Genomic DNA, 24,279 nt, shown 5'->3' on the forward strand with positions numbered 1-24,279 from the left:
GCCGGCCCCGCGATCAACGCGGACGCCCTCATTTCCCGGCGAACCCCCCAAGGCCCGCCGCCCCATCCTGCCAGCCCGGCCGCACCGGCTTCAGGCAGATCGGTGCACAGTGAACTATTCGCAGGGCGCGATCCGGCATTTACGCTGCTCAGACGGTTGATCACGCACCACCCGTCCCGGTGGTGCGGTGTGACCGCAGGGGATGCGGCCGTGCCTCGGCTTCACGTCGGCGGCACGGCCGCCCGTGCCGGGCCCGGGACGGCCGGCCCGACTACCGGGACGCAACGCCCAGATCGCGCACGTAGATGTCCCAGTAGGGCGGTGTGACGCCGGCCAGCGGGCCCTTCCTGCCGACGTTCGTCCACCCCCAGTGCCGGTAGATGCTCTGCGTGGCGAGGGCGGTGGGCTGCACCGACAGGATCGCGCGCTGCTCCGCGCGATCGCGCAGGAGCTCCTCCAACAGGCGTCCGCCCGTACCACGGCCCCGCCCCTCGGGAAGGACCGCCAGGCTGATGACGGCGAAGGTCCGGCCCGGCCACTCCCGTACCAGGCCGGCGGGGAGCGGCCGGTCGAAGTCGCCCCACCAGCCGTGGTCGGCGGGGAGCGGATGACCGTAGGCGTACCCGAGGAGGCGGTCCCGCCGCCGTGCCACGACCAGCCGGAAACCCGTGACCTCCCTCAGGCTCCGGAGTTCCTCCTCGTGCGCGGGGGACATCTCCGGAACCCAGGCGAACGGCTCGGCGGAGAAGACGCGGTCGTGCACCGCGCAGATCCGGCGGAACCAGTCGGCGGCCGACTCCCCTCCACCGCCCTCGACCACGACCTCATCCGGCTCGGCCATCGTCGTCCTCCTGCCCGTCCCCCGAGAGCATGACGTCCTCCGCCTGCCTCCGCAGAACGTCGGCCAGTTCGTCGCCGAGCTCCTCGTACAGAGCCGCGGCCCGCGTCCAGAAATCACGCGCGGCGTCCGGCTCACCGCGCGCCGAGGACACATCTCCCAGCCGTCTGAGCGTCGACGCCTCGCTGCGCCGATCGGTGAACTCGCGGAAGACGGCCAGGGCCCGCCCGAGGTGGTCCGCCGCGTCGGCGAGTTCACCCAGCTCGCCGAGACTGTCGGCGAGGGGGAGCGCACCCCAGGCCTCGCTCCACCGGTCGCCGATCGCATGGAAGACGCCGAGGGCCTGGCGGCAGAGCGCGGCCGCCTCCACGTGCTCGGTGCGCCCACGGGCGCACTCCGCGAGACTAAGCAGGCTCATCCCCTCGCCCCGTCTGTCACCGTGCTCGCGGAACACGGACAGCGCGGCCTCGAAGTGTGTCTGCGCCTCGGCGTCGGGATCGCCCTGCTCCAGGGCCACCAGCCCCAAGCCTCGCAGCGAGAACCCCAGCGTCCAGAGATCGTCGATGCCCCGGCTGAGCTCCGCAGCCCGCCGGTAGTTCTCGACAGCGACGTCGTACGTCCCGGACCGCCAGTGCACATCACCCAGGCACATCAGGTGGAACGCCTCTCCTACCTGGTTCCCGACCAGCCGTGCGGCATCCAGCCCGAACTCGTGGACGTGCTTCCAGTCCGACCAGTGGGCACTGAGCTCGAAGAATCCGCCGGCCACCGCGGGCAGCATCCACGCGATGTCGTACTGCCCCCAGGCGACCGCCTGCCTCAGCGCGGCGAGCAGGTTCTCGCGTTCGGCGTCGAACCACCGCACCGCGTCGGCGGCCTCGCCGAAACGCTCGACCGGTCGCACATGGTCGCCCGCGGGCACCAGGCGAAGGGAGCGGGAGCGCGGAAGGATGGCCTTCCGGCCCGCGTCGGCGCTGAGCAGGTACCAGGTGAGGACCCGGCGCACGGCCCGGGTCCTCACCTCCCGCGGCTCCTCGGCCGACAGCAGCTCCACCGCGTAGGAACGCAGCAGATCGTGCATGCGGTATCTGTCCCTGGCGGTCTCCTGGAGGAGATGGACGTCGGCGAGTTCACCGAGCCTGCGCCGCGCGACCGCCGGGGTGACCGCGAGAAGCGCCGCCGCGGAGTCGCCGCACAGCACCTTTCCCTCGTGCAGACCCAGAAGCCGGAAGGCTCTTCGGGACTCCTCCGGGAGTGCTCTGTAGGACCACGAGAAGACGGCACGCACATCGCTGAGCTCGTCCTCCCGGTCGGCCAGGGCGTCGAGGAGATCCTGCTCCCGGACGAGTTCGTCCACCAGCTCGCCCAGCGACAGCAGCGAACGACCGGCCGCACGTTCTCCCACGACGCGAAGCGCCAGGGGGAGACAGCCGCAGAGCTCAGCCACTCGGCGGGCCGCCTCGGGCTCCGCGTCGACCCGCGGTGGCCCGATCACCTCACGCAGGAGCCGCACCGACTCCTCGAGCGACAGTACGTCGAGTGTCACACGCGCTGCTCCCTCCCTCGCCACGAGACCGGAGAGTCTGTTTCGGCTGGTGATCAGTACGAGACTGGAACGTGAAGCGGGAATCACCTGTCTGATCTGTTTGACGGACGAAACATTGTCGATGAATATCAGGATTTTCTTTCCGTACACCATCGAACGGAACAGCGCGGCGCATTCCTGCTCGTCGATCGGAATGCGATCGGCTTCCACGCCGAGAGCCCGGAGGAAGGACGTCAGGGCCTGCTCGGGTCCCAGCGCGTTGCCGCTGTTGTACCCGCGCATGTCGATGTACAGATCGCCGTCCGCGAAGTGCCGGCGGACCCGGTGCGCCCAGTGCAGGGCGAGCGCGGTCTTCCCCACGCCCGGGCCCCCGGTGATCGCCGTGACGACGGCCGGCCCGTCACCGTGCTCGTCGGCGGGCCGCGGGTGCAGGGTGTCCAGCCCTGTCAGCTCCTTTACCCGGTTGACGAATCCGGGTACCCCATAAGGGAGTTGGCGGGGCGGGGGGAAAGAACGGCCGGGGCCGTGGACGTGTATCCCACCGTGTACGGTCCCGGCCTGGACCACCACGTCACTGTCGCCGCCGGAGAACTCGTTCGAGACGGATGTCGGCTCGTCGGTCATGTGCCCGCTCGGGCCTCCGTCGCTCGTGCGGTCCGCTCAGGCCGGGACACGCAGCTGATCCTGATGGGTGCGGGCGAACTCCCGGTAGGGAACGGCGGACGCCCGGGCCACGTCGCGCCAGTAATTGGCCTCGACCACCCGTTGCGGATCGTCGATGATCTCGGCGGACGAGAAGCTCCCGTCCTCCTCGTAGTACATCGCGACCAGTTGCGTCGAGTCGAAGAGCCAGTAGTCGTGGTGCGGCAGCTCCGCCGGCCATTCCCCCCGGCGCACGGGCAGGATCCGCACGTCCTCTCCCGCCTCGACCGTGTGCTCGTACGCCCACGCGCATTCGAAGCGGACGTAGTCGGACATGGGCAGTTCGACGACATGGACCCTGCTCAGGCTCTTTCCCGCCGCCACCGCCTTGGCGACGGTGCCGTCGATCCACTCCGCGATACCGGGGAACTCACCCCTCGACTCGCCCGCGAGGAAGCGTGAGAACTCGTCCTGCTCATAGGTCACGTCGTACCGCTGGAGGGCTTCCAGACGGTAAGCCGTGAACTTGAAGTCCGTGAACAGGCGGTTGAATTCCTCGTCCGCCAAGGAGGAGAACCTGCGTCCCACCTACCGCCCCTCACCGTGCCGGCTGTGGTACCGCTCCATGGCGCCGGCCACGACGTCCGCGGAGATGCGGACGGCGCCCTCTCCCGGAAGGACGTTCTCCAATTCCGCGAAGGTGGCACTGTCCACGAGGCTTCCCTGGATGACCAGTTCGCCGGTCTCGCCCAGGTAGACCGTGGGGCAGCCGTTGCCGCCCGAGCCCTGGTCCTTGTAGAGCTTGGTGAGTTTCATCCCTCTCCCCTGTCCGGATGGCGAACTCGGCTCGCGTGAGATTAGATTGCGAATAATGTGGCGCGTCAAGAATGTTCACAGCCGAATGGCGCGAGCGGGCTATTTTGGCTGATTTCATTTCATGGGTCGTCATGTAATGATCTAAATGCCCGGGTGGGTGCCCCGTGAATTCGGGTGTGGTTTTTGATGCGGCGGTTGTCGGCTCCGTGTCGATGCGGCGGAGGACGGTTTCCCGTGTGGCGCCGAGACCGGAGACCGCTCAACCGGTCCGCCCCGTGGTCCCGGCGTCCGGCGCGGCGGGAGTTCCGAACGTCACGGAGCCGTGCAGGTCCCGGGCCTGGAGGACGTTTCCCTGGGACCCGCCGCTGATGCTGTTGTGCACATCCCCGGACCCCGTCGGCACGGCCTTCGCCTCCTCCAGCCAGGCCGTGAGGGAACGGGCGAAATCCGAGTCGTGGGCCGCCCGGCGCCGCAACACGTCGGCGAGTGCCTGTGCCCGGTCCGTGTCCTGGGGGCTGCCTTCCAGGGCCTCCAGCTCCCGCAGTGCCGGGACCGGTTCCCCGGAGGGCGCCTGATCGGCTCGCCGGAACGGCCGGCGCACCAGCCCGCCGAGCGCCGCCCACGCCTGCGTCCCGGCAGCACCTCCGGCACCGCTCACCAGCGCCACGAGAAGCGCCGCCGAAATCGGATCCACCCGATCCCACCCCCTGTCAGATCACGGACCGTACGGGATGTATAGCAGCTTGCGCACTCCCTGTCCGAAGCTTCGCGGAGGCACTCAACTGAAGTATTACGAAACGGAATTGGTGAAACGTTACGTGAGAGGAGGTGTGTGCTTCGGACGGAAGGTTCCACGCTCGCGTCCGCAGCGTGCGCCCCGGTGGTGTCCCGCGAACCCGCACACACCCACTGCCTATATTCCTCGCTCGTGCTCCCGCACGTAGGTGAAGCCGCGGGGCAGCTCGTGGGGCCCCGCCAGGCCCGCTCGCTTGTGATCCTCCCGGTAGGCGGCTCTCGCCTCGGGGCTCGCTTCCTTGCCCAGGTGGCCGATGCGCATGAGGTGTCCCGCCACGCGATGGGCGCTCGCGCTGTACGCGGCGCTTACGTCATCCCGGAGGTCCTCACGTTCTGCCTCCCGGAGCACCGGGGTGTAGCAGAGCAACGGAACCGGCGTGTCCCCGCGTCGCGCGGGATAGTGGAGCATGCCCGCGCGGTTGACGCTGCCCTCCTCCCACGTGAGGATTCTGCGGGAGAGGAGCCGGTCGATCGCCCCATCGATCTTGTTCGCCGGAGGCCGCTCCGACTGCGCACGCTCCATGGTGTTCCGGAGCAATGCCTCCCGCGGAAGCAGTGCCCGGCCCTTCTCGTCGAGGTACCCGAGCTCACGCAGCGCGATCAGCACGAGTTCCTCCACCCGGTCCACGCGGGCGTCAAATGCCGCGAGTTCACGGGTCATGACCTTCGGGTCGTAGGCGTAGCGGACCACGGTGCCGCCGAACACGACGGGCTTGTCGAGCGGGGTGTAGGCCAAGCGGAGTTTCCTCCAGGTGTCCCACCGCACCGACACGCGTGTCCCGGGAAGGACGAAGGGCTGCCACGTCAGTCCTGTCAGTAGCGGCGGATCACCCTCCGTCCGGAGCTTGACATCCTTCTGCTGGTCAAGGATCCCGATGCGGTTCCGCCCTCGCACAAACGTGAGATCCAGCGGTTCCTGAGGCGCTGCTCGGACGGCCATCTCGGCCGGCACGGGACATGTGCCGTGCAGTAGATGCTCGGCACGCACGTGGAACTTCCACTCGACCGTAAGGCCGGTGTTGACCACCGAGTGGGGCAGTCCACTGTCGAGCTCCTCGACGACGACCTGCGTGAGATCCTCCGTCCGAAGGGACGGCGGTCGGGTGTCCACGGCCGCCGACGGAGACGCGGTGGCCGCCGGAGGCCGACCGGCCTCCACCGTCGACGCCCCGACGCGCCCATAACAACCGTTGCACAGCAAGGTGTTACCGCGTACAGCGGCAAGACGTGCGGTTTTCTTCTGTGCACACCGCGAGCAGGTGAAGGACGCGACCGCCTCCAGCCGGACGAGTTGTATGCCGCCACGTGGCGGGTAGGCCCTCACGACCTTCCTGCCGAGAAGCTCTTCGCCGACCTTCATGATCACCCACCCCCGAATGCCACTGACCGCTGCTCGATTCTCCCCCCAACCGCGACAGGCGGACTCGGGCGGCAGAACAGTCCTACCGGTGTACGCCGCTGCCGTCAGGCCCGTACGGCCGCGGAGCGGAGGTCCTTGAGGAACAGCCCGTCCAGCACCTCCCACTCCGTCGCCCGGTCCACCACCTCCACCGTCCGCCCGTCCAGGGTGGGCGTCGCGCGCGGGTCCTCCGTCGGCAGCAGCAGCCACAGGCCGTGCGGGGTGTCCGCCGGACGGCGGGCGGCCTGCTGGAGGCCGGCCAGCAGCTCACGGCCGCCGGCGTCCCAGTAACGGGCGATCAGACCGGCCTCGTGTAGCAGGACCACCGAGCGCGGGTTCGCCCCCTCCGCGAGGTCCACCACCCGCTGCCGTACCCGCTCCGCCGCCAGCCGCGTGTACGAGGCGAGCGCCGCGCCCAGCGTGCCCGTCGCCGTGAACTTCGCGTCCGCCTTCAGCAGCGCCTGCCAGCGCACCGACTGCTCCTCGGCCAGCTCCCGCAGCGCGTCCAGGAACACCGCGCCGAGCGACACCGCCGCCGTGTCGTACCGGGCGGCCAGCGCGTCGGCGACGCCCGGCAGGTCCGGGCCCTTCAGCGTGAGCGCGAGGAAACCGCCGAGACGACGGGACTCCGTCAGCCGGGCGGACAGCACCTCACGCGGGTCACGGCCCTCGGCGATGCGGCCCTGGGCCGCCGCGTACAGGGAACCGGTGCTGGTCAGCACGGAGGACGACAGGGCCGGCCGGCCGGCGCGGCCCTCCTCGGCCCTCGGGAGGAAACGCCGCCGCTCCGGATCCCAGTCCAGCGGGAAACCCGCCTCGGCCAGTGCCTCGGACAGGTCGACGTACGTCGTCTCGTCCAGCACGGCCAGACCGGGGAAACGCGCCCGCACCCGGGACAGCAGGTCCTCGAGCGGAATGCCGCTCTCCGGCCGGACCCCCGCCGCGGCCTGCGAGATGCGCAGCGCCCGGGAGAGCCCCAGATCCAGCGGGAACAGCTCCAGACGCGGCGAGAACGCCACCCCGCCCGCCATCGACGCGGCCAGCTCCACCAGCCGCGTGTCGGCGAGCGGCGCCATGCCGTCCGGAGCCACGACGGCGCGCAGCTCACGCAGCACCGTGGCCCGGCCCGGCAGCGGTTCCCGGCGGGCCAGGTCGGCGGCCGTCTCACCCAGCGCCGCCGCGTAGTCGGCGAGCTCGGCGGGGGTCGGATCGTCGGAACCCGGCTGGTCCTCCAGCGCGACGACGACCCGGCCGCCACGCCGCTGCACGGCCAGCCGCGCGGGCGCCTCGGCCGGCTCACCGGAGGCGCCCGAGGCCGGGTCGTCGTCCCGTTTGCGGATCTCCGCCTCGACCGCCGCGCGCACCACGGCCAGCGCCCTGGCCAGGGACACGGCGGGAGCACCGGCCCCCGAACCGTGCCGCGCCCGCAGCTCGGCCGCCAGCTCCTCCGCCGTGGACACCCGGTCCCGCTCGGCGAGGACGGCCACCACCTCGTCGCGCACCCGGCCGAGCCACGGCATCGCCGCCCACTGCTCGACGGCCACCTGCTGGTTCTGCGACACCGTCGGCTGGCTGATACCCAGCGCCTTCGCGATCAGGCTCTGCGCCGGCCACGGCTCCAGCGCCTCACCGGCCTCCAGCACGCCGGGGAGCTGGAGCGTCGCCCGGACCACGTCCGGACGCGGCCGGGTCCGGCGCTTGCCCTCCGGCGGCGTGAGCCGGGCGGCCAGGGTGTCGACCGACTCCAGCGCCTCCTCGGGAGCGTCCGGCTCCAGGGCGACCGGCCGCTTCGGCGCGGGACGGCGGCGCAGCGCCTGCGTCCACTGGCGGTGACGGCGGTTCAGCTCCTTGCGGATCGCGTTGCCCGCGCCCCGGGCCCGGGAGATCAGGTGCGGGGGGATGTCGAGGAGCTGCTCGACCGTGTGCGCCTTCAGCCCCTCGGCGACCGACACGGCACGCGGGGACAGCCCGGCCGCCGCGAGCGGCGTCCTCAGCGTCGCGGCCTCCGCGGCCTGCTCACGGACGTCCTCCAGGTCCTCCGCGCTCAGTCCGACGGTGGCCGGAGTGGTCGCCGGATGGGCGGCGTCGGCGGCCCGGAAGACCTGCCGCCACGCCTCCTGCAACTGCCGCAACGAGTCGAAACGCTGCTCCGCGTCCCGGTGCAGGGCCCGCTCGAAGAACCCCTTCAGCCCCTCGCTGAGCGCCTGCGGGAACAGCTCGGCGGCGACGTGCGGGGCGGAATCGGCGGTCATGCGGGGGTCGCTCTGGCCGTCGCCCCACACCGGGCGCTCGCCCGACGCCATCTCGTGCAGCGTGACGGCCGCGGCGTACCACTCGGCGTGGTCGTCGTACCGGGAGCGGCCGGCCCCGCCGAGGAACGGGTCGAGGTAGCCGCGGGTGCCGGCGTGCACGTCCTGGTCCGGGGCGTCGGCCAGCGAGAAGTCGAACAGCATCAACTGCCAGGAGCCGTCACTGCGCTTGAACAGGCCCAGGTTGTCCGGCTTGACGTCCCGGTGCCGCACCCCGCGCGCCGCCAGCGCGTCCAGCGCCTGGAACAGGTCGTTGCCGAACCGCTCCAACTGGTCGTACCCCAGCGGGCCCTGGTCGCGGAGGCGCGCGCCCAGGCTCACCGGCTCCCGGTCGTCCGCGCCGCGGTAGCCGCCCGCGTACTCGATCTCCAGGACCGTGCGCCCCGCCAGCTCCCGCGGCTCGGCGAGCAGCTTCACGATCCGGCCGCCGCCCACCTCCTTGAGCGCCTTCGCCTCCGCGTACAGGCGGGCGTCCTTCTCCCGGTCCAGGGCGACCTTGAAGACGCGGAGCTCCTCCTCCTCGCCCTCCGGCAGCGGCCGGCGCACCAGCAGGGCACGGGCGGTGGCACCCGTGCCGAGGACCCGGGCCACGGTCCAGCCCTCGCCCAGCGGCTGCTCCGGCTGCACGGTCAGCGGATCGGCCGGCGGCCCCGCGGACGGCTGCGGCGCCGCCGCGTCGGCCTCCGCCGCGGCCAGCAGTTCCAGGAACTCGTCGACGGAGGCGATCCGGTCCCGTACGTCCGCGGTCGTCGCGCGGAAGACGAGCGCGTCCAGGGCCGACGAGACCGAGTCGGTGACCGCGTAGGGACGCAGCCCCCCGTCGCTCCGCAGCCGCTCCAGCAGCGCACTGCGCCGGTCCGCGGGCGGCCGGCCCGTGAGCAGCAGATGGGCGAGCGAGCCCAGCCCGAACACGTCGAGATCACCGGGGTCGGCGAACTCCTGGTCCGTCTCCGGCGCCAGGTACACCTGTGCCGTGTCGGCGATCAGGCCGGCGTCGAGCGGGGTGTCGCCCAGCGAACGGTGCAGCGTCGTCTCGAAGTCGCGGGCGGCGGTCTGCCAGTCGGCGATGCGCAGCACCGGTTCGCTGCCGTCCTCCCGGGCCGACACGTAGACGGAACGGGCGGCGAGCGCCCGGTGGTACAGGGAGCGGTGGTGCGCGTAACGGACCGCTTCGGCGAGCTGGCGCACCAGGTCGAGCCGCACCGCCGGGGTGAGCCGGCCGCCGTACGCGTCGAGATAGGCGTCGAGCCGCAGATCGGACTCGCGGTGCCGGAAGAGGATCGCCGGACCGCCCTGGTGCTCGCGGATCTGCGCCGCCTGCACGATGCCGCGGTGGTTGATCCCCTGGAGCACCTGGTACTCACGGCGGGCCGCGCGGTCCACCTTCGCCCGCTGCTCCGCGGAGGCGGCCTGCCCGGCCAGGTATATGCGGACCCGGCCGCTCTCCTGCACCAGCCCGTCGTCCCGCACCGCCAGCCGGTCCTCCCAGCCCGGACCGGCGTCCAGAGCGCGCGGCTGGAGCTTCCAGTCGTCGCCGAACCGCAGGTGGGCGGTGGAGTGACTGATGCCGATCCGCTGCATCAGCTGCTCGAGGCGCTGGCCGATCACCGGGGTGATGCGCCAGCTCTCCCGCTCCGGAGGGCGGCCGAGCAGGTCGTCCCAGACCTTCGGCAGTCCGCTCGCCCCGTCGTTGCGGCCGTAGACGGAGGTGCGCTGGAACTCGTCGAGGCCGCTCACCAGGCCGGGATCGTGCAGGAAGACCGCCGGCTTGATGAAGGGGACCTGCCGGGGATCCATCCCCAGCGTGCGGGCCGCCCGCTCCAGCTGCCCCTTCAGCTCCTTCGCCTTGAGGTCGGTCAGGTGCAGGGGGTTGCGCAGCGTCCGCACCCGGTCGTCGCCGTGGAACTGCCAGGTGTCGCCGTGGTTCACGACCCGGCCCGGGTGCCCCTTGAGCTCCAGGAGGTAGACCCCGCCGGGGACCGCGATCAGCACGTCGCACTCGTTGATCCGCCCGGACGCCCCGGTGAACTGGAACGTCGCCCACGCCCGGTAGGGCTCGATGCCCGGCATCAGCCCCCGGAGGTGGTCCAGCCCCTCCTGCTCCCACCGGAAGCCCGACCGCCGCGGCTGGAACCAGCGCTCACGGGGAGCGGGAGCGGCCGGTTTCGGGGCAGCGGACACCGAGCACCTCCGGTGGACAGCGGGCGGGAGGGCCCGTACACGCTGCGGCGTGGTGATCCCCCCTGACGACGGATACAAAATCCTAGTCGTCCCCTCCGACACCGACGCCCGCCCCGGAAACGACCGGACGAGGCGGCCGGCGGCGTTGCGCGGTCAGGGCTGACGGAACACGTCTTCGGGACGCGTACCCGCGCCATCGTCCGGGAGGGAGCACGGCGATGGCCGGAACGGCGTCGCCGGTGGAGCGAAGGGCGATCCGCCCTGATGCTCCTCTTGCCCGTCAAGCGGCTCGGAGCCGGTCGCGGTAGGCGTGGGCGAGGTCGTCGTCGCGGCGGATGCCGCGTCCGAGGGCGGAGACGGTGACCGCGCCGCCGGTACCGCGGCACACGCCGGCCCGTCACCGCTCTTGCCGATGACGACCCGCTCGCCGCCGAGGCCGGCACCCCTACTTCTTCTTACTGTCATCGAATTCCCGTTCCGGGCCTCGCACGTTGTCCAATACGCTCATTCCCTGTTTGTCGATCAGCCGTGTGATAAGTTCTTGTCCGATCCCGAAAACGATCGCCCACGCGGCGATCTGAGGACCGGAGTCCAGAGCCGTCAGGCCGGGCACGAACCGGCCGTGGATCAGTATGATCCCGAAAAGGGCCGACAGGGCTCCTGCGGGAAGTCGCAGGAGTATGAGCATCACGGGGATCGAATAGGGGGTGGTAGTGCCCTGGATTTTTCGAATGGCCAGGGTGCCGGCCAGGGCGGCCGCGCCGGCCCCTATCGCCTCGATGAGCAGGACGTCTGCCTCGCTGCTTTCCTTGCCCGTCGGGCAGACTTGCCCGTCCTGGGGTCTGAAACACAGAAGGGAAGCCATTTCCTCGCCGCCCTTGAAACTCCAGATGGTGAACAGTGTGGCAATGATGCTGGTGACGATGACTGCGGAAAGGAGGATGTTGCGGAAACTGCGGACTCTCGCCCTCTCTGTCTCCTCTGCCTCGTGCGCGGCCAGGAGCGTGGCCACGGCCAGCTCTTTCAGGTCCGGCCCCATTTCTTGGCCGTTGCTCGTCAAGCGGCCCTTCAGGGCCTCCAGTCTCGGATCTTTATCCCCGAGGTGCTGCTGGGCCTGAGCCAGGACGACCGTACCGGCCCACTTGAGTTCGGCATCGCTGTCGGGCACCAACTTGAGAAGCTTGACTTCGGCCTTGTGTATGTTGGAATATGCTCGATCGATGCGTGAGCCGGTCAGTGCCGAAACCGGATTCACCCAGGTGCCGGCGGAATTTCGCGCCGCGACCAGGTGGGTTTTTATCTTTTCCGCGATCTTTTCCTCGGCGGCCGTCAGTTCGGGTTTGCTTTGACACCTCTTGTTGAGCAGTGCCTGGAGGTGGGCCACGTGCGCAGTGGTGCGCTGGGACCAGGAGGACATTCTTTTCCTCCCGGCCACGTCCTCGTCGGTGTCCGGTTCTGTATGCAGTTCCTTTTTCTGGGCGTCGGTTCGGGGAGAAAGGGAGCGAAAAAGCTTGTTTAATGGATTCATGGCCTCATTGGAGCACCGAGAAGTGAGGAGGGCCACTGGAATTCGCCCGTCACGGTGACACGTACCAGGGGAGCGGCGGGGAGTTTATGTGAATGCGGTCCGCCCGGGTTCGGCCGTAGGGGCGTCCTACGGTGCGAGCACGGGTGACCGGTGGACCGATGTGCTGAGGGGGCGATCGGTCGGACACCGTCGCCCCCGCCGGTGATGTCGGCCGACTCCGCCACTGGTCCCGTCGATGAGGAAGCCGCGATTCCGCGACAGCCCGCCGCGACGCCCGTAGGATGCCGGGATGCCCGAGCCGATACGGACGAGCCGCCGCACATGGGTCGCCGCGTGGGTGGTGCTGTGCGCGGCCGGCCTCGTCGCCACCGCCGGACTGAACGCCTCCACGGCACCGGGCCCGCGGCCCGAGAGGCCCGTCAGCGCCGAGTGCGCCGAGTACGTCGCGGACATCGAGAGGCAGGTGGCCGAGGCCCGGCAGAAAGGCGAGAGAGACAGAGTGCTGGTCTTCTCCCGAGTACAGAACGGCACCGATGACGACTGCGGCGAAGAGCTCCGCGACCGCCTCCGGGACGATCGGTGAGCCGCGGTAAACGGCGCGCCGTGATGGCAGCACTGACCTGCGTCGGTGCCGGGGCGATCATCGCCGTGGGTGCCACGTCGAAATCGGCACCGGAGCCGCGGCCCGCACCGCCGCGGGTGTACTCCTCCTGCCTGGCGGCCGACACCGTGCCGGTGCCCGCGGGCGGCGACCCGTGCGAAGGCCGTTGAGGAACGACCGGGTGACCGTCCGCCGCGGGACGGCGGGGGCACCCGGACCCGAGCCGCTCCCCGGGACGGCGGAAGACCGTCAGTCCTCGTCCGGTACGGCCTCGGCTCCGTTCCGCCCGCGCATCCCCGTGAAGAACGGGTTGGCCGCGGCGGTGCCGGTCTCCAGTGCGTCGGCCTCGTCGGGCCGGCCCTCCGCCCGCAGGGCACGGACGACGTCGTGGACCACGGCCGCCTCGTTCCACGTGTAGTCCCCCGACCGGTAGACCCCGAGGGCGGCGTCGAAGTCGGCGTGCGCCTCCGCGTGGTGGCCGAGGTCGCGGTGGGCGATCCCGCGCAGATGACGGGCCATGGCGTTGGCGTAGGCGTCACCGGCGCGTTCGGTCACCTCGACGGCATGGGTGAGCGGTCCGAGGGCCTCCGCGGGCCTGCCCCCCTTCAGGTGCAGCCATCCGACGTCCCGTTGGGTGTGGGCGACCCACATCTCGTCGCCGACCTGCCGGAAGATCCCGATCGCCGTCCCGGCCGTCTCACCGGCCGCGTCCAGGTCACCCATGCCCGCCAGGACGCGGATCCTGGCGTTGGTGACCCGCCCCACCCAGTGCCGTTCGCCCATCGGCCCGAAGATCTCCTCCGCCCGCCGGTAGCAGTCGAGCGCTTCGGCACGGCGGCCGAGGAGACGGTAGATCTTGCCGAGGGCGTAGAGACCGGCCCCCTCCCACCTGCGGTCGTTCAGCACCCGGAAGTCATGGACCGCCGACTCCAGCAGCGGCGCCGCCTCCTCCGGCCGGCGCAGGTAGCCGAGGGTCTCCGCGAGGGTCCGCCGCAGCCGGGCGCGCGCCCGGAGATCACCGGCCCGCTCGGCCAGCCGCAGCGCCTCCCGCTGGCTCCGCTCCGCGAGTTCCGGCTTTCCCCGCCACCTCTGGAACTCGCCCAGCTTCTCCAGGGAGTTCAGGACATGCCAGGAGTCACCGGCCGTCCGTAACCGGTCCACCGCCGCGGTCATGTGCCGCAGGGCGTCCCGGAAGTCGTGCTTCGCCGCGTGTGCGGCGGCGACGACCATCTCGTCCCTGGCCCGGTCCACCGCGTCCGGTGTCTCCCCGGCCCCCGTGCCGCCGGCCACCAGCAGCGCCAGTGCCGTGTCCGGCGAGCCCTCGGCCAGCGCCATCGTCGCGCGGGCCCGCCGCAGACTGCGCCGCACCCGCGGCCTGGTCCCGGACGGCGCGCTGAACAGCCAGTCCGCGGCACCGGCCGGCAGGGTGATGTCGTTGAGGAAGTACGACAGCGCCTCGCCGATCTCGGCCGCCTCCGTGTCCATGCCGAGACTCCGGCCCCGGCTGATGGCCCACTTCAGACGCTCCTGTTCGTCCGAGACCCAGGCGGCGGCCGACGACCGGTCCAGGCCGTCGACCCGCTCCGCGGACACCTCCGTCGCGAGCTCCGGGGCGCGCTGTGCGGCGAGGTGGACGGCGGCGTCCCGGAACGCCCGCACCAGGCGGGCCTCCAGGGGCCGCCGGTCGTCCGGCGGCAGCCGGTCGTGCTGCTCGGCCGCGTAGACCCGGATCAGGTCGTGGACGGAGTAGCCGGGGTCCGACTCCCCGTCGCCCCGGGCCTCCATCAGACTGACCTCGACCAGCTCGTCGCAGGTCGCGACCGCCGCTTCCCGGGTCCCCAGGACGGACGCGAAGTGCCAGTCGGTGAGCCGCCCCGGCGGTAACGAGGCGACCAGATCGAAGGCCGCCCGTGTGGGCTCCGCCAGCTCCCGGTGGCTGAAACCCAGACAGGCCTCCAGGCCGCTGTCGCCGCGGGAGAGTTCCCGCAGCCGCTGCCGCTCGTTCTCCAGGCGCTCCTGCATCCGGGCCAGACTCAGGTCCGGCCGGTTCCTGAGTTTCGAGCCGACGATGTGCAGGGCCAGGGGGAGCCTGCCGCAGAACCGCGTGATCCGGAGGGCGGTGGCGAGATCGGCGGTGATGCGCTCCTCGCCGGCCCAGTGCGCGAGGACACTCAGCGCGTCGTCCTCGTTCGGGAGGGACACGTGCACGGGGGGACGGGCCACGTCCCCGAGGGACAGCACCCTGCGGCTCGTGATCAGCACCGCGCACCCCGCCCCCACCGGCAGCAGGTGGCGCACCTGTTCGGCGTTGTGCGCGTTGTCGAGCACGATCAGCAGTCGGAGGTCGTTGGTCAGCGTCCGCAGGCGCGCGGCCCGGTCCGCGACGCGGGCGGGGATGTCCTCGCGCGCGACACCGAGCCTCCGCAGGAGCTCCTCCAGCGCGTCCGCGCTCGTCATGGGCTCGTCGCCGTCACCCCGCAGCGCGAGGTGCAACTGGCCGTCGGGATAGTCGTCCTTCACCCGGTGCGCCGCGTTGAGGGCGAGCGTCGTCTTTCCCGTGCCGGGCGCCCCGTGGACGGCGACGATCCTCGACCGGCTGCGCGAGAGGTCGACGGACAGGGTCCCGCCCGTCGGCACCGGGACGTCCCGGAGCGTGGTGAGCAGGCCGTCGAGCAGCGTCCGGCGGCCCACCCAGGGCGCGGTGGACGGCAGGTCGTGCCGCACCACACCGCGTGCGGCCGGCTGTGCGACCGCCCCGGGCAGGGTGCGCGCCGAGTGGTACCAGGCGAGACCGCCGATCAGCACCGCCGTCCCGCCTCCCACGGCGAGGGCGGTCGGCCCGTCGAAGAGGTCGAAGATGATGTCACCGGTCGCGCTCAGCGCGGCCACGGTGCCGCAGAGGGCGCCGGTGGCCCAGTACGACGAGCGACGTGAACTGATCTGATCCGCCATGGAATTCCCCCGAAAAGCCAACGTGGCGCGAGCCGATGATGCCACGATCACGAGCCCGCGCACAGTGATGGGCAAAGGCGTGGGCCGTCGGGCCCGATCCCGCCCGGTGGCGGATCAGCAGCGTCCTCGTGCGTCGGTTTCGGTTCCGCTGGGGCAGGTTTTCACGGGTCCCGCAGCTCAGCGGGCTCACGTCGTGCCCGCTGAAGACCGCGGCAGCACGTGGGAAGCCGCTCGGGGGAGGACAGGCGGGGAACTCGGGGAGGGCAGCCGGGAAGAAGCACCGCGGCCGGGGTCATCCCCGGCGGCAGGGTGACGTCACCCCGTGCCCTCCACATGAGGGCGGGCCAGGCGGCGCAGCGGGGACGTCCTGTCCCACACGTGCCAGCGCGCGCCGCACACCGGGTCCGTCGCGTACGTCACCTCGGCAGGGAAGCCGTCGACCGCGACCCGCTCGGCCGGCGGGTCGGCGAGACGCCGGCCGCAGCTCGGACAGTGGTCCGGGGTCCGCATGGGATACATGCCCATCGTTCTGCTCCTGCCTACGACTACGCCGACGCCCGCACGGACGCCGCCCATCCGCTCACCGTCACGGCACCGCTTCCGCACGCCAGGACCCGCCAGGCGTCGGGGGACCAGGCGAACACCGCGTCCTGGCCGAAGCGGCGCCCCAGGTCACGCGCCGCCGCATCGCTCAGTCCGACGACGGCGACGCTCTCCTCCCGGTGCGTGCCGCACACGTCGCCACCCACCGCGGGCCACCGGGTGAGGCCACGGCGGCGGACCTCGTCGAGCAGCAGGTACTGGTCACGGGCGTTGGCGTCGTCCGGCGCGGTACGGCCACGAGGGTTCCATGCGGTGATCACATGGACGGTGGCACCGCCGCCGTCGGACAGCGGGAAGAAGCCCTCGGCCGTGCCCCGGGGACGCGGTGCGATCCGCACGGTCCGCTCCCCGAACCGGATGTCGACGACCGCCGTCCGGTAGAGATCCCAGTGACGGGGCGTGCCGGATACGTCGACGGTGTGCACAAGGGCCTCCTGTGGAACGAAGACCCCCTTACACCTCGGGCAGGGAGATCGGTGCCGGCCCCCACGGGATCGTGGAGGCATCGGCCGCAAGATTTCATGATCCCGGTCCCCTGGCAAGAGGGGGAACGCCCAGGTCGTGCACGTAGATGTCCCAGCAGGGCGGTGTGATGCCGGCCGGCGGGCCCTTCCCGCTCATCCGGCTCGGCCACCGCCGTCCTCCTGCCCGTCCCCCGAGAGCGTGACGTCCTCCGCCCGCCTCCGCGGAACGTCGGCCGGCTCGTCGCCGAGCTCCTCGTGGAGAGCCGCGCGGCCCGTGCCCAGAAATCACGCGCGGCGTCCGGCTCGCCGCGTGCCGAGGACACGTCTCCCAGCCGTCCGAGCGTCAACGCCTCGCTGCGCCGATCACCGAGGTCGTCGCACGCCTCGGAAACGACCGGCCACGGCGGTCGTCGACGTCGCGCGGTCATGGCCGACGGAACACGACTTCGGGACGCGCTCCCGCGTCCTTGTCCAGGAGGGGTGCGGCGACGGCCGGGGCAGCGACGACACCGGTGGCCGAGAGGCATCGAATGAAAAATTCAGATGCGAATGAAAGTGCGAATCCGGTCGTCGGATTTTTGTGCGGGCGCGCACCGGGAAAGCCGCGCGAGGAACGCTTCTGTAACGGGCGGGCCACAGCGCCGCACGCCCGTCGCATTTCACCGTTTTCACCGTCACCCGTGTGTCACCATCAACCTCACTTTCAGTGAGGAAGGTTGGGGATATGGCGGGATGGACCACCGACCACAAGGTCAAGATCATCGTCGGGGTCGTCGGAGCGGTGGCGGTGATCGTCGCCGCGGTCATCACCGGCCTGATGAAGTCGGACACCACCAGCGTGGACCAGAAGACCGGGCGGGACGGCGTCGTCTGCGTCGACTCGAAGTGCTGAGGACGGAACACCGTGCGGGCATGGCGCAGAGCGGTCCGTGGACCGGCCTTCCTGGCGCTTTCCCTCCTCGCCCTCGTCTCGTGCGGGGACACCACCGTCAACCAGCAGGCTGAGGGTGACGCCAAGGTTTGTGTGGAGGACTCCACGTGCCTCGACGGCGAGCCCTCGGAGGAGCCGGACCCGCATGACCTCGGCGTTCCGGGCGGGGGCAGGCCGGATCCCTCCTCCTCGGAGCCGGAGGAGGAGGGAGGGGGCGCGGAGGGCGGGGAGCCCGGCGGGGAGGACACCGTGGAGTCGGGCGAGGCGACCGAACAGGGGGGAGGCGGCGGTTCCGTGGCGGGGGAAACCGTCCCGGTCCGGGTGAACCTGTCGGGCGGGAACCTCCCGGACGGGCTGAGGGACACCACCGACGGATGCTGGATGGGGACCTGCACCGACTGGAACGCCGCGGACGTGATCGTGGGGGATGAATCCTTCTCCACGGGATTCATCATCGAGTGCGCGATCGGATGCGGCGAGAACATCAGCGGCTGGTTCCAGGCGAAACTGGCCGGCAAGTATTCCAGGTTCGACGCGACGTTCGGTATCTCCGCCGAATCCCCTGGAAACGACAGGACGGAGACATTGGCGGTGAACGTGATCGACCAGGGGACGGGAAAGGTGCTCTACTCGGAAACACTCGAATACGGCAGGAGCTATCCGGTCAGGGGACTGGACGTCTCGAAGGTCGGACTGCTGCGCATTTCCTTCGAGGGGGCGCTCGGTGGCACTCACGGGGCGGTCGGGTCCCCGGTCGTGCGCAGGTGACGGGCGGAGTCGAGTGACCGAGGCGGAGAAAATGCGAACCTGGAGAAGAGCGGCCCGTGGTTCCGCTCTCATGTGCCTTCTGGTGTGCGTGGCCGCCGGCTGCGGTGACACCAACAACATCGACGCGCATGCCGGGCGGGACGGCAAGGTCTGTGTGGACGGCGCGGTGTGCGACGAGGACACGGAGGAGCCCGGGACACCAGGGCCCTCGGACGGCACCCCCTCGGTCGGCTCCCCGTCGTCCGAGGGGCGGTTCGGCGGTGACGCCCCGGACGGCGACGGCGAGGCTTCGGCGGCCGGCCCCGGAAACGACGACTCCGACGGGGTGGCGGCCGAATCCCGTTCCGACGTCCGAGTGCGGCACCTCACCGAGATCGGCCCCATCGGGGGATACGGGAACAACGTGAGGGAGGAGGCCTCCCAACTCGGTGACGCTCCTCTCAGCAGGAGCATCGTCTTCGCGCCGGGGTACTTCAGCAAGACGGTCAAGCCGCTCTCCTTCAACGTCCCCGCCGGCCTCACGGGTTTCAGGGCGACTGTCGGTCTCGACGGGGAGACGCTGCCGGACTACGTGGCGCACGTCGGCATCGAGAGCCGTGACGGAACGACCCTCACCAGCCTCACGCTCCGGACCGGAGACGTGTACGACGTGTCCGAGGACGTGGCCGGGGCGGGCGCCGTCACGATCAGCGTCTCCATCCTGGAATGGGCGTCGGACGCGGTGAACAGCAGGCCGCACGTCGTGATCGGCGACGGCAGATTCGTCAGATAGACGAGGTGCGGCGAGCCACCGTCACGGAACGGCCGTCCCCGCCCTACGCGTCCGCGGTGCCGTGGCCACCGTCCACACGGGTTGCCGGGCCTCCGGGCGCGGCAGGGCTCGGTCGTGACCCTTCACGGGTGTCCGGGACAACCCCGGACACCCGTGAAGTGCTTGCCGTGGTGGAACGATCCGAGCAGTGTTCCCTGTCGCCCGAGCGGCGGGGACGGGCTTTCCGCCCGCGCCCCACCTGACCTTCGAACGGGCTGGGAACATCCGTGCCCGAGCACCTGCGCATCGGCCCGCCGTGCCTGGCGCCGGCCTTCCAACGGAAGGCCGGCACCGGCCGCACCTGCCGGTCCGCCCAGGGAGCGGGCGGCGTGGGCGGGCCGGGACAGCGTCGCCGGTGGCGCGAAGGGCGGTCCGCGCTGTCAGTGGGGCTCGTTACCTTCGGGCCATGTCGATCACCGCACAACTGCGCGACTCGGTGAGGCTGCCGGGTGGGCGCGCACTGGTCAACGGCTTCGCGCTGGAGAGCCGTGGGGACGGTTCCTGCCGCGCCTTGCTCCGGAACGGGCACGAGCTGAAGGTCTACGACCTCCGGGAACTGTTCGCGGGGGAGCGCGCGCCGGCGGCCGTCCTCCCCCTGCCCTGGCCCCGGTGGGACCACGGCGTCCACTCGGTGAGCCCGGACGGCACCTTCGCGGTCTTCTCGGGGCAGCGCGCCGTACGGGCCATGGGGACGGACGGGAAGACGCTGTGGGAGTACCGGCACCACTGCTGGGGTCCCGAGCTCGATCACCCGCACACGGGCGACGAGCAGGAGGTGTGCCGTGGTTCGGAGCACGGCTCCTGCCGGGTCTCGGACGACGGCAGGCTCGTATGGGCGCATGTGGTGGCGGAGCCGGAGCCGGGTGACTGGCAGGAGCGCTGGGTGGTCCTGGACGCCCGTGACGGACGGGAGTTGGGGTGGCTGCCGCTGGCCGACAGCGCGGCGGCCGGTTCGCACCACCTCTCCCACCCCGACGGCGTGCACATGGGGCTGTGCATCGGCATGGGCCAGGACGGCATCCTGCTGCACTGGGCACGCTGGGACGGCGGGAAGCCGACCGGCTGGGACGTGAACGAGGGCCTGGACCGCATCCTGGCGGACGTCCACCCGGGACACCCCGGCTTCCTGACGGTCGAGCACTACGGGGCGGACCTGCGCCTGCACGCCCTGGACGGCACGGTGATCGCCGAGCAGGAGCCCGAGCCGGCCGACGACGAGGACGAGGACGAGACCTACTGGGACCACGTCTGCGGCTTCGTCGACGCCGACACGGTCATCGCCTCGACCGTCGACGCCGACGAGGACCCCGAGCAGGCCCGCCACTGGCTGCTCGACGCCCGTACCCTGCGCATACGCGGGGTGGTCGTCTACCCGACGGGCCCGGTCGACGGCTACGTACGCCCGCTCGGCGACGGGACCTGGCTCACGTACGACGACAAGAGCGGAACGCTCCACCGCTGGGCGCGGGCGGCGGCACCCGGGACGAGGTGACCGGTGGACGGATGTGCTGGCGGGAGGCGGGGCGCGGGGCGTCGAGCCCCGGGCTTGTCCGGCACCAGGTTCCCGGGCGTTATCAACACATCGCCCCACAGCCGCACTTGGGCGTACCGCTTCGGTCCGGCCCCGTCCGCCCCGGCATCACGAGGGGGCGGCAGGAGGCGCGGGGCCGAGGCGGTCGTCCGTCGGCGCCGGTTCAGAGATCCGTCGGCTCCAGCGCCCCCAGCCGCGCCATCAGCCCCAGCCGGTCGTACTGCCACCAGCCCTCGACGATCTTCCCGTTGTCGCCGAAGCGGAAGACGGTCGTGCCCGTCATGGTGGCCTTCCTCCCCGTCGCCGGGATGCCGAGGAAGTCGCCCTTGTGGGTGCCCTCCCAGCTCCACCGGGTGCACACCCGGTCCCCCTCGGCGAGCTGGTCCTCGATCCGGAACGCGAAGTCGAAGCCGCCGCGCCACACGTCCATCTCGCGCCGGAGGTGGTCGAGGCCGATGACGTCCTGCTCGTTGGCCGGATCGTGGTCGTGGTAGTGCTCCTCGACCAGGCCCGTCATCGCGGAGAGGTCCTCCCCGGTGGCCAGGACCTCGAAGAAGCGCCGCGTGGAGTCCGCGTTCAGCCGCGCGTCGCGCACCACGTCCAGGTCCGTGAAGGTCGGCATACCGTCACACAGGGCCACCATCTCCCGGAAGATCCGGTCGGTCTCCGGCAGCTTCGAGTTCCGCATCGCCTCCTCGTACGACGGGAACTCCACGATCTCGACGACGTGCGACGTGTCCGCGCGGTCCTTGCCGACCACCGCGTGCGTCGCCGTCCGCTTCCCCCTGGTCTGCTCGGCCCACTGGTCCAGGAGCCGGTCCATCTCCTCGAACCGGCTGGTCCTGCAGTCGATGAGCTGTAGGAAGGTCATGGCTCTCGCCTCCGGTCCCCCCGCGTCCGGGTCGGTTCCGTCAGCACCCATTCTCTCCCGGGGAGCGGGCTCCGTCCCGCTGCGGCGGAGCGGCCGCCGGACTACCCCCGCCGGGGCCCGTACTTCCGTCCCGTCCGCGACGAGATCCCGCCCAGCAACCCGCGCGGGACCAGCTTCGCCGCGCCCATCAGCGCCTTGTAGCGCGGATCCGGGATCGACAGCGACTTGCCCCGGGCCAGGTCCGCGAGCGCCGCCGCGGCGACCTTGTCCGCGTCCAGCCACATCCAGTTCGGGATGTTGTCCGTGCCCATCCCGGCCCGCGCGTGGAACTCGGTGCGCACGAAACCGGGGCACAGCGCCATCAGCCGTACGCCCTGGCCCGCGAGATCCTGTGCCGCGCCCTGGGTGAACTGCACGACCCACGCCTTGGACGCCCCGTAGGTCCCGCGCGGTACGAACGCGGCGGTCGAGGCGACGTTCACGACGCCTCCGCGCCCGCGCTCGCGCATCGCCTCCACCGCCGCCGACGTCAGCCGGAGCACCGCCTCGCAGTGCACCTTGAGCATCCTCAGCTCGTCGGCCATGGGGACTTCGAGGTAACGGCCCCGGTGGCCGAAGCCGGCGTTGTTGACCAGCAGGTCGACGGGGTTCTTGCGGTCGCCGAGACGGTCGGCCACCGCCTCGATGCCCTTGTCCTCGGCCAGGTTGGCGGTCAGCACCTCCGCCTCGATGCCGTGGCGGTCGTGCAGCTCGGTCGCCTGTTCGCGCAGCCGGACGGTGTCGCGGGCGACCAGCACCAGGTCATGTCCGTCGGCCGCCAGCCGCCGCGCGAACGCGGCACCGATCCCAGCCGTCGATCCCGTAATCAGAGCCGTTGTCATGGCGCAAGAGTAGTTACCCGGAGGGAAGGCGTCCGCTTCGTGTCATCCCATGGACACGCCCGGGCACGCCTGGACGCGCCGTCAGGCCGTCCGCTCCGTCCCGTACTTCTCCGCGTACGTCCGCGCCGCCGCCAGCGCCTCCGGATGCAGCGCTTCGCCCGCCGCCAGCAGCCGGGGCAGCAGCGTCCGCTCGGTCGTCATCGCGCGGAACTGCAGCGCGACCGTCACCTCGTGCTCCGGCCGGTGCACGATCCGTACGGCATCACCCGCGCGTATCCCACCGGGCCGGATCACCCGGAAGTACGCCCCCGGCGCACCCCGCTGCGTGAACCGCTTCACCCAGCCCTTCTCACCCAGATGGCCCTGGAAGGTGCGGCAGGGGATGCGCCCGGAGGTGACCTCCAGCACCACCTCGGGGCCGACGGCCCAGCGCTCGCCGATCAGGGCGCCGGACACGTCGATCCCCTCGGTGGTGAGGTTCTCGCCGAACATGCCGTTGGTCAGCGGGCGCCCCAGCACGCGCTCCCACTCGTCGAGGTCCTCGCGGGCCACGGCGTACACCGCCTGGTCGTCCCCGCCGTGATGCCGGGTCTCGCACACGGCGTCCCCGGCCAGGCCGCTCGCGCCGATCCCCTTCGGCCCCGGTGCGGCCACCCGCACCGGCCCGTCCACGGGCTGCTTGTCGATACCGGTCACACCCTCGCGGTGGTCCGTGTAGGGCACGGCCTTGGGTCGCCCCAGGTTCACAGACAGAAGCTTCATGTGTCGCACGGTAAGCGATGAACATCAAAGCGTCGACGCATTATCCGGCGCGGTGTCAAAGTTCGTCTTATCCTTGAGGGGTGATCGAAGCCCGTCATCTCCGTGTGCTGCGCGCCGTGGCCACCTCAGGTTCCTTCTCCGCGGCGGCTCGCGAACTGGGCTGCACCCAGCCCGCCGTCAGTCAGCAGATGAAGGCCCTGGAGGCGTCCGTCGGCACGCCCCTGCTCATACGCAGCGGCCGTGAGATGCGCCTGACGCAGGCCGGAGAGGCGCTGGTGCGGCACGCGGCCGGGATCATCGCCGGACTGACCGCCGCCGAGGAGGAGGTCGCCGCCATCGCCGGACTCCGCGCGGGCCGCGTCCGGCTCGTCTCCTTCCCCAGCGGCAGCTCCACGCTCGTCCCCACGGCCCTCGCCGCCCTGCGCGCCGCCCACCCCGGCACCCGGGTCTCCCTGGAGGAGGCCGAACCGCCCCGCTCCGTGGAGATGCTGCGCGAGGGCGACTGCGACGTGGCCCTCGCCTTCCGGTACGAGGGGGCGGCGGGCGCCGAGGAGTGGGACGACCTCGTCGTACGGCCGCTGCTGTCGGACCGGCTGGTGGGGCTCGTGCCCGAACGGCACCGGCTCGCCCGCGCGGGGTCCGTCGCCATCGGCGACCTCGCCGACGAGCCCTGGATCGCCGGCTGCCCGCGCTGCCGGGGCCAGTTGGTCGAGGTGTGCGAGACGGCCGGCTTCACCCCGCGCATCGACTTCGCGACCGACGACTACCCGGCCGTCGCCGGACTGGTCGGCGCCGGACTCGGGGTGGCGGTGCTGCCCCAGCTCGCCATCGAGTCGGTACGGCCCAGGGGGGTGCGCACCGTGGTGCTGGAGCCTGCCGTGCGCCGGGAGATCGTCGCGCTCACCCTTCCGGATCTCGCCCAGGTGCCGGCGGTCACCGCGACGCTGGAGAAGCTGGCCGGGGCGGCCGCCCGGTAAGAGGGGGCCGGGGTGCGGGAGTCCGGGGTGCGGGGGCCCGAGATACGGGAGTCCGAGATACGGGAGCCCGGGG

General features: G+C 71.3%; 20 protein-coding genes. 6 read left to right on the top strand and 14 right to left on the bottom strand.

All coding sequences use genetic code 11. From position 1 onward, the window contains the following. Positions 1-271: 271 nt before the first annotated feature. From IH50_RS0114260 to IH50_RS0114300, 8 genes are all read right to left on the bottom strand, one after another. Positions 272-841: a GNAT family N-acetyltransferase gene (locus IH50_RS0114260; protein ID WP_051767295.1), complete on the bottom strand. Its 570-nt coding sequence runs from the start codon at positions 839-841 to the stop codon at positions 272-274. Continuing rightward, complete coding sequence (locus IH50_RS0114265; RefSeq protein WP_051767296.1) at positions 825-3,008, bottom strand: ATP-binding protein; 2,184 nt, start codon at positions 3,006-3,008, stop codon at positions 825-827. The genes IH50_RS0114260 and IH50_RS0114265 overlap by 17 nt, the downstream gene beginning before the upstream one ends. Positions 3,009-3,044: 36 nt before the next feature. After that, positions 3,045-3,593, bottom strand: coding sequence for a DUF6879 family protein (locus IH50_RS0114270; RefSeq protein WP_199822083.1), 549 nt, complete (start codon positions 3,591-3,593; stop codon positions 3,045-3,047). Positions 3,594-3,614: 21 nt separating this feature from the next. Then, positions 3,615-3,842, bottom strand: coding sequence for a hypothetical protein (locus IH50_RS0114275; protein ID WP_030861112.1), 228 nt, complete (start codon positions 3,840-3,842; stop codon positions 3,615-3,617). Between the two features lie 259 nt (positions 3,843-4,101). Beyond that, positions 4,102-4,536: a hypothetical protein gene (locus IH50_RS0114280; RefSeq protein WP_030861114.1), complete on the bottom strand. Its 435-nt coding sequence runs from the start codon at positions 4,534-4,536 to the stop codon at positions 4,102-4,104. 219 nt (positions 4,537-4,755) lie between these two features. Beyond that, a complete protein-coding gene (locus IH50_RS0114285; RefSeq protein ID WP_158801220.1) occupies positions 4,756-5,997 on the bottom strand; it encodes a hypothetical protein in 1,242 nt (413 codons plus the stop codon). A gap of 104 nt (positions 5,998-6,101) precedes the next feature. Further along, the gene (pglW, locus tag IH50_RS0114290; RefSeq protein ID WP_030861118.1) at positions 6,102-10,526 is read right to left on the bottom strand and encodes a BREX system serine/threonine kinase PglW; all 4,425 of its coding nucleotides are present in this window, start codon (positions 10,524-10,526) and stop codon (positions 6,102-6,104) included. A 445-nt stretch (positions 10,527-10,971) separates the two neighbouring features. Next, a complete protein-coding gene (locus IH50_RS0114300; RefSeq protein WP_158801222.1) occupies positions 10,972-12,054 on the bottom strand; it encodes a hypothetical protein in 1,083 nt (360 codons plus the stop codon). A gap of 289 nt (positions 12,055-12,343) precedes the next feature. Between IH50_RS0114300 and IH50_RS0114305 the strand changes: the two genes are divergently transcribed. Next, positions 12,344-12,637: a hypothetical protein gene (locus IH50_RS0114305; protein WP_030861123.1), complete on the top strand. Its 294-nt coding sequence runs from the start codon at positions 12,344-12,346 to the stop codon at positions 12,635-12,637. A gap of 267 nt (positions 12,638-12,904) precedes the next feature. On the opposite strand, the gene IH50_RS0114315 is transcribed toward IH50_RS0114305, so the two are convergent. The 3 genes from IH50_RS0114315 to IH50_RS38740 all read right to left on the bottom strand — a co-directional run bounded on the left by IH50_RS0114315 (position 12,905) and on the right by IH50_RS38740 (position 16,635). After that, entirely contained in the window at positions 12,905-15,607 is a 2,703-nt protein-coding gene (locus IH50_RS0114315) for a tetratricopeptide repeat protein (protein WP_030861125.1), read from the bottom strand. Positions 15,608-15,922: 315 nt separating this feature from the next. Next, positions 15,923-16,132 (bottom strand): hypothetical protein, encoded by a 210-nt coding sequence (locus tag IH50_RS0114320; RefSeq protein ID WP_030861127.1) that lies wholly within the window; start codon positions 16,130-16,132, stop codon positions 15,923-15,925. 20 nt (positions 16,133-16,152) lie between these two features. Continuing rightward, a complete protein-coding gene (locus tag IH50_RS38740) occupies positions 16,153-16,635 on the bottom strand; it encodes a DUF3293 domain-containing protein (protein WP_051767298.1) in 483 nt (160 codons plus the stop codon). Positions 16,636-17,398: 763 nt separating this feature from the next. On the opposite strand from IH50_RS38740, the gene IH50_RS41630 reads away from it, so the two are divergent. From IH50_RS41630 to IH50_RS0114345, 4 genes are all read left to right on the top strand, one after another. Beyond that, positions 17,399-17,566 carry a hypothetical protein gene (locus tag IH50_RS41630; protein WP_158801224.1) on the top strand — a complete coding sequence of 56 codons (168 nt, stop codon included), beginning with the start codon at positions 17,399-17,401 and terminating at the stop codon, positions 17,564-17,566. 12 nt (positions 17,567-17,578) lie between these two features. Next, positions 17,579-18,373, top strand: coding sequence for a hypothetical protein (locus IH50_RS0114335; RefSeq protein ID WP_030861131.1), 795 nt, complete (start codon positions 17,579-17,581; stop codon positions 18,371-18,373). Positions 18,374-18,443: 70 nt separating this feature from the next. After that, complete coding sequence (locus IH50_RS0114340) at positions 18,444-19,145, top strand: hypothetical protein (RefSeq protein WP_030861132.1); 702 nt, start codon at positions 18,444-18,446, stop codon at positions 19,143-19,145. Positions 19,146-19,590: 445 nt separating this feature from the next. Further along, the gene (locus IH50_RS0114345; RefSeq protein ID WP_030861134.1) at positions 19,591-20,676 is read left to right on the top strand and encodes a hypothetical protein; all 1,086 of its coding nucleotides are present in this window, start codon (positions 19,591-19,593) and stop codon (positions 20,674-20,676) included. Positions 20,677-20,878: 202 nt separating this feature from the next. Here IH50_RS0114345 and IH50_RS0114350 read toward each other — a convergent pair whose 3' ends face one another. The 3 genes from IH50_RS0114350 to IH50_RS0114360 form a co-directional block, all read right to left on the bottom strand. Beyond that, positions 20,879-21,586 (bottom strand): ester cyclase, encoded by a 708-nt coding sequence (locus IH50_RS0114350; RefSeq protein WP_030861136.1) that lies wholly within the window; start codon positions 21,584-21,586, stop codon positions 20,879-20,881. Between the two features lie 101 nt (positions 21,587-21,687). After that, on the bottom strand, positions 21,688-22,467 hold the full coding sequence (locus tag IH50_RS0114355; RefSeq protein ID WP_030861138.1) for an SDR family NAD(P)-dependent oxidoreductase: 780 nt from the start codon (positions 22,465-22,467) through the stop codon (positions 21,688-21,690). Positions 22,468-22,548: 81 nt separating this feature from the next. Next, the gene (locus tag IH50_RS0114360; protein WP_030861140.1) at positions 22,549-23,229 is read right to left on the bottom strand and encodes an MOSC domain-containing protein; all 681 of its coding nucleotides are present in this window, start codon (positions 23,227-23,229) and stop codon (positions 22,549-22,551) included. 80 nt (positions 23,230-23,309) lie between these two features. Here IH50_RS0114360 and IH50_RS0114365 point away from each other — a divergent pair, with 80 nt between their 5' ends. Then, positions 23,310-24,206 (top strand): LysR family transcriptional regulator, encoded by an 897-nt coding sequence (locus IH50_RS0114365; RefSeq protein WP_030861142.1) that lies wholly within the window; start codon positions 23,310-23,312, stop codon positions 24,204-24,206. Positions 24,207-24,279: the final 73 nt, after the last annotated feature.

The organism is Streptomyces sp. NRRL S-37, from assembly GCF_000721605.1.
In the GTDB taxonomy this organism is placed as follows: Bacteria; Actinomycetota; Actinomycetes; order Streptomycetales; family Streptomycetaceae; genus Streptomyces.

Excerpts from the sequence above, each read along its gene's own strand:
- IH50_RS0114350 (WP_030861136.1), bottom strand. The coding sequence starts at position 21,586 with ATGACCTTCCTACAGCTCATCGACTGCAGGACCAGCCGGTTCGAGGAG.
- IH50_RS0114305 (WP_030861123.1), top strand. The coding sequence starts at position 12,344 with ATGCCCGAGCCGATACGGACGAGCCGCCGCACATGGGTCGCCGCGTGG.
- IH50_RS0114345 (WP_030861134.1), top strand. The coding sequence starts at position 19,591 with ATGTCGATCACCGCACAACTGCGCGACTCGGTGAGGCTGCCGGGTGGG.
- IH50_RS41630 (WP_158801224.1), top strand. The coding sequence starts at position 17,399 with ATGGCGGGATGGACCACCGACCACAAGGTCAAGATCATCGTCGGGGTC.
- IH50_RS0114360 (WP_030861140.1), bottom strand. The coding sequence starts at position 23,229 with ATGAAGCTTCTGTCTGTGAACCTGGGGCGACCCAAGGCCGTGCCCTAC.
- IH50_RS0114275 (WP_030861112.1), bottom strand. The coding sequence starts at position 3,842 with ATGAAACTCACCAAGCTCTACAAGGACCAGGGCTCGGGCGGCAACGGC.
- IH50_RS0114265 (WP_051767296.1), bottom strand. The coding sequence starts at position 3,008 with ATGACCGACGAGCCGACATCCGTCTCGAACGAGTTCTCCGGCGGCGAC.
- IH50_RS0114315 (WP_030861125.1), bottom strand. The coding sequence starts at position 15,607 with ATGGCGGATCAGATCAGTTCACGTCGCTCGTCGTACTGGGCCACCGGC.
- IH50_RS0114260 (WP_051767295.1), bottom strand. The coding sequence starts at position 841 with ATGGCCGAGCCGGATGAGGTCGTGGTCGAGGGCGGTGGAGGGGAGTCG.
- IH50_RS0114320 (WP_030861127.1), bottom strand. The coding sequence starts at position 16,132 with ATGGGCATGTATCCCATGCGGACCCCGGACCACTGTCCGAGCTGCGGC.
- IH50_RS0114285 (WP_158801220.1), bottom strand. The coding sequence starts at position 5,997 with ATGAAGGTCGGCGAAGAGCTTCTCGGCAGGAAGGTCGTGAGGGCCTAC.
- IH50_RS0114300 (WP_158801222.1), bottom strand. The coding sequence starts at position 12,054 with ATGAATCCATTAAACAAGCTTTTTCGCTCCCTTTCTCCCCGAACCGAC.
- IH50_RS0114355 (WP_030861138.1), bottom strand. The coding sequence starts at position 22,467 with ATGACAACGGCTCTGATTACGGGATCGACGGCTGGGATCGGTGCCGCG.
- IH50_RS0114340 (WP_030861132.1), top strand. The coding sequence starts at position 18,444 with ATGTGCCTTCTGGTGTGCGTGGCCGCCGGCTGCGGTGACACCAACAAC.